We start from the raw sequence: 4993 nt of genomic DNA, 5'->3' as shown, positions 1-4993 counted from the left end.
CAGAGGCATCGGGCCGGGCGGATCTGTCTGCTGTGTTGTGAAATAGGACCCTACCATCGATGCCGGCCCAAGTCCTGTCGATGCCACAAGGTGCACGCCCGTCTCCCTCGAAAGCGCTCGATACAACAAGACATTGCGTCCTTTGAACATGCCGCCGCGGTCCACAATTGTTTTTCCGCCAAGACGGCGGTACTCGATCAGGACACGTCTTAACGTCTCAAATTGTTTGCTTTCATCCGTATCGATTTCCGGTGCTATCTCCGCCCCAGGCACCATAGAAAGAAGAGCCTCGTGAGGAAGGACAACTCCCAACTCCTCAGCAGCTACCGGGCCCAGCACTGTATGCACAACATCTTCCTGCTTTTTCGTGAAATCTTCTGTCATCATTTCAACCTCCCATTATTTACCAATTTCATTTCCCGCCTGTTTCTGCTCTTTCCCTTCGTTGAAAGAAAGACGTAGGTCAAGAAAAGAAATGGTAAAGCTTTATCATAACTAAGATTAATCTTCTGAAATCTCCTCGAGATATGACGAATTTCTAACTCCCTAGAAAGCAATCCTTTTCTACTTTTGGATCAAAGGGATTGATTCACTATCTTAAGGAGTATTGTTTAAACATTTGTAACTTTTCATATTTTAATATTAATATATTGTTATACCAAAAGTCAATAAATGTTTTAGAAGTTTCAGACTAGTCAATCCCCCTTGCCATGTTCTGGCCTGTTATCTTTTTCTATCCAGACAAAAAGCATGGGCCCGATACAATCGGACCCATACCACCCCAGTAATTTCATTCATCTTTACTTTCTTAGCATCCACTTCACTGCCACTATTTCATCGGTGTACAGTAAAGGAATACTTGTAATCATCAGCTCTATGGGCAGCTTTTCTCCAACCGATGAGATGATCGTCACGCGTGTACATTTTCGTCTCTCCCATAAGAATTGGATCTCCAGCATCAACACGCAAAGTCTGTGCCTCCTTCACCGCTGCACCTGTTGCCCAAATTTGGTGCTCTCCCCGAGACAAGGAAATCCCGTGGCTGCGCTCAAGTAGCAGGAAAACACTTTCCGATTCTTCCAGCTCCCGGGCACTTGGTTCAAAATCCTCCGGTACGTTCAGGTATGTTTGTGTCCACACAAGCGGCTTTTCTTGAACGAAAATAAGCCGGGAAACCTTTAGAACCTTATCCTGTTGATTAAGACCAAGAACAGAACGTACGTTCTCTGGGGGTTGAACACGTCCTACATCCAATACTTGCGAATCGGTTTCGAGCCCCTGTTCACGCAGATAACCGACTAGTCCCCCAAGCTGTAGTCCCGGAGGGCGTATCGGCAAATCCCGTACCGGGAAAGTTCCTTTGGCGCGCTCCCGGTACACATACCCCTCATTCGCGAGATCCTTCAACGCCTGACGGACAGGGGCCCGACTCACGTGAAACCGGCGAACAAGTTCCTCTTCCGTGCTGATGGGACGGACGGGCTCATTACTGGCAGCCCGCAGTTCCTCAATCAGAATCTCTTTAATCTGTTTATAGAGTGGAACCGAGGAATTACGATCGATAGTCCGGGCATACTTCGTCATGTGAATCATCCTCCTGCAATCTCTGAGTATCTTTTCACGTCATGGTCGTGAATAAAATAGCGCCGAAAGCTCAGGTTTCTCATTCTCGGTGTCAAAGCTGATGGTGTCATACATATCCCACGAATGCCCCTTGCTCCGCCACTCCAAAATCGCACGCCTAATACACGTTCTCCACGCTGTCAATGTGGCTTGTCATCACTCTGTCATCGTGCAGTCATTTCCCTTCAAACTGATTGAGCTAGCAATCTGTGTTCATCGACCAATGAGTGAGGATTAGGTTGAAAGTGAAAACAGTGATAATAGCTTTATTACGTCTAGGATCGCACTATCGAAACCTCAGGCGATATTTCCTGCCAGCATTAACATGGTATCTGCTTGCTTTCAGACACGACAAGAGCTATACCGTCCTTTCAAAGCGCCATTTTTAAAGTTTAATATGTTTTAACTACATATTATTCTATTGTTATACTAAATTCAATACTATGAATCGTTCTGTCACATATAACGTTTGGGCACGAAGTTGTAAATACCTTCTTCCTGCTGGTATTTCAGCCACTTCCTATGTATTATGACACACAAAAAAGAACTCTCCATCATGCCATTGCATCCGTGGAGAGTTTATATTTTTTCATAGAGTAAAGCATTACTCGTTCTGCTGTATTCTTAAAAAATCTCAATGGTTAGTGCACAATCATTGACTTACTGAAGCCTGAACAGGACGATTTAGCCTATTTTTTAAATATAATCGTCACCGTTCTCCCTTCCAGAAGGATAGCAGGATTATAAATAATCATTTGGCAAAAGTTCGTTTTCAAACACTAGCTTTGCTTGATTGAGATGGTATATTTTCTGCTTTTGTATGAATTTTTGTCCGAACCATAAATAATAGAACTCCTGTCAAGACACAAGGAATTGCAAAAGCCAGGAAGTTTCCTTCCAAAGACAAGTTAAGTGTTACTAACATGCTGCCATAAATAGGACCAAAGAAGCCGCCTATTTTATTAAAGCCTAGCGCTATTCCAACCCCTGTAGATCGAATTTTTTCCGGATAATAGTTCGTTACAAAAGAGAACGCAGCCGATTGCGGCCCAATGGTTCCAATTCCTGCTAAGAAGATGAGCGTGTAAAATAATATAGCTCCCGGCTGCAATACTAGCATCATCAAAGTCGCTGCACCAACTAAGTATAGCGAAACCGTTGTCATTTTTAAGCCAATACGTGCAGCCAGCCAAGCACCAAGAATGGTACCAACAATCGCGCCACCAAAATACACCATCATAAACATGAGGCTAGAAGTTAAAGGATAGCCTGCTTGTACCATAAACTCAGCTAACCATGTGTTCAGCCCCCAAGTAACCACCGTTGTTAAAAATAGTGCAACCCAAAACATCACAGTGCTGAATGCTCGTCCTTCTTGAAACAACCCCTTTACATCAATGGATTGTTTCTTGGCTTTTTCTATTGTCAAGCTGTCAACTTCCTCTCGCTTGATAGAAGGATCAATCTTTTGAAGAACATTATAAAGTTCATCGTTCTTTTTCCTGGCTAAAAGAAAACGAGGAGATTCTGGAAGCTGTTTCATCAAAAATGGAATCAAGAGAAGACAGACTCCTCCACTAATGTATATTGACCGCCACCCAAACTCTGGGATTAATACAATACCTGCTCCGGCAGCCAGCATATTGCCGACTGGTACTCCAATTAGAACAAGGGTCGGCAAGGTTCCTTTCAGCTTTTTTGGTGCATATTCCGAAATATATGCCAGAACATTTGGCATCAGGCCGCCCATGCCTAAACCTGCAATAAACCGAAACCCGGCAAATACAGCAGGATTGGGAGCAAGACCGCAGAGCAGAGTAAATAAACTAAAAAGAATGACGCATGTGATGATCATTGATTTTCTTCCAAATTTGTCCGCTAGCGGACCTAAAATGAGAGAGCCAATAAGCATCCCTAACGGTCCATAACTTCCAATCGTGCCAGCTTGTACCGCTGTAAGGTTCCAATCTTCCATCAATCGCGGTAAAGATGTCCCAAACATTGTAATATCGTATCCATCAACAAGAATAATGATGACGCACCATAGCAAAATAGATGTATGCAATTTAGAAAACTTGCTGCGACCTACAACTTCCGATAGATTCGTTGCACTCATCTTTGTCCCCCTTGCTCTTCATTTTTATAACCTCTCTACATTGTTTTAATAGTCAGATAATTCACTCCAGCTAGACTGCTCTTCGACACATCTATATGCCATAAAAAGGGAGGAATACGCCAAGAATTGTCCATCTTGTCCCCCCTTGTCGAATCTCAGTCAAACAATATAAAGGTGAATTTCTGTGTACTATTACTTCACATACTTTCTCGTTTCCGCCGGCACTTGCTCTGGCCTAGGTTTTGGATCCTGCATAGTTAACAGATGAGCTGGGGTATGGATGAGAAGCTGTTCAATCGTCTCATCGCTCACACCTCGAGCCTTAAGGTCGGGTACGAATACTTCCAAAAGCTCAGCCACAGAGTGCGGTGGTGACGCCCATCCCAACGGCCAGCAGTTCGCATCCGCTGAAATGACCACACGATGTGCATACCCTGATTCGAGGAAATCAACGACATGACGGAGACGTTCTTCCCGAGGCCGTGACCAATACGGTGCTGAAAGTTCCGGTGTTCCCTTCTCGGTATCGTAACCGATCGTGTCATATCCTACGAATGCATCTCGTTTAGCTACTCTGAGGTCACGCTTCCAATCCGGATCCACACCGGCATCGGCATGGCCAATAAGTACTCTGTTTAGAGGCAGGCCTTCCATCTCAAATAAATCCATTTGGCGATCAGCGTTCGTTGAAAGATGTGTAGCAATCGGGACACCAGTGACACGTGCTGCTCTTGCTGCTGCACGGTACACACGCTCATCCAATTCACTCAAGCCGCCGCGGCTGACACCTACTTTGACGGCGCCTGCTTTGACATTCGTTCCTGCTATGCCGACGGTAATTTCGTGATAGAATAAATCGGCTAAATATTCAACCGACTTATCCCGGAAGTATGGAAGAACGGTGTCCCCAGCAACAAAGCCGGTACAGGCCACGATGTTCACGCCTGTGGTCTGGGATACGACTTGCCAGTAAGGGATATTACGTCCCGTTCCAATTCCTGTACAATCAACAATGGTCTGACCTCCCAGCTCACGGAAGCGGCGCAGCTTGTCAATCGTCACCTCGAGCATTTTCGGACGGGCTTCCCACCACTTGGTGTCCAAGTCACATCCAGGCAGACCAAATCCGATATGTTCATGCATCGCCGTGATGCCAAGCTGCTCGGTTGCAATGGCTCCTTGAATCGTGTTTATTTTACCCATGTAATATCCGCTCCTTTTCCTTCAAATGCATGTGCCGCTTTCCCTTTCAGC

The 4993-nt window shown here is 45.2% G+C and carries 4 protein-coding genes; all 4 read right to left on the bottom strand.

Annotated elements, in window-relative coordinates; all coding sequences use genetic code 11:
* Positions 1 to 384, bottom strand: a 384-nt coding sequence (locus BLT18_RS17695) for a phosphotriesterase family protein (protein WP_456061447.1), incomplete at its 3' end; no start/stop codon positions are given.
* 450 nt (positions 385 to 834) lie between these two features.
* Positions 835 to 1584, bottom strand: a complete 750-nt coding sequence (locus BLT18_RS17690; protein ID WP_175487596.1) for a GntR family transcriptional regulator — start codon at positions 1582 to 1584, stop codon at positions 835 to 837.
* An 811-nt stretch (positions 1585 to 2395) separates the two neighbouring features.
* The gene (locus tag BLT18_RS17685) at positions 2396 to 3739 is read right to left on the bottom strand and encodes an MFS transporter (protein WP_091277057.1); all 1344 of its coding nucleotides are present in this window, start codon (positions 3737 to 3739) and stop codon (positions 2396 to 2398) included.
* Between the two features lie 192 nt (positions 3740 to 3931).
* The gene (locus BLT18_RS17680) at positions 3932 to 4942 is read right to left on the bottom strand and encodes a phosphotriesterase family protein (protein WP_091277054.1); all 1011 of its coding nucleotides are present in this window, start codon (positions 4940 to 4942) and stop codon (positions 3932 to 3934) included.
* Positions 4943 to 4993 lie beyond the last annotated feature (51 nt).

Origin of the sequence: Alteribacillus persepolensis, assembly GCF_900099605.1 — a bacterium.
Taxonomy (GTDB): domain Bacteria; phylum Bacillota; class Bacilli; order Bacillales; family Marinococcaceae; genus Alteribacillus; species Alteribacillus persepolensis.
The sequence above is the reverse complement of the archived record's forward strand: the minus strand, read 5'-3'. Positions and strand labels throughout refer to the sequence as shown.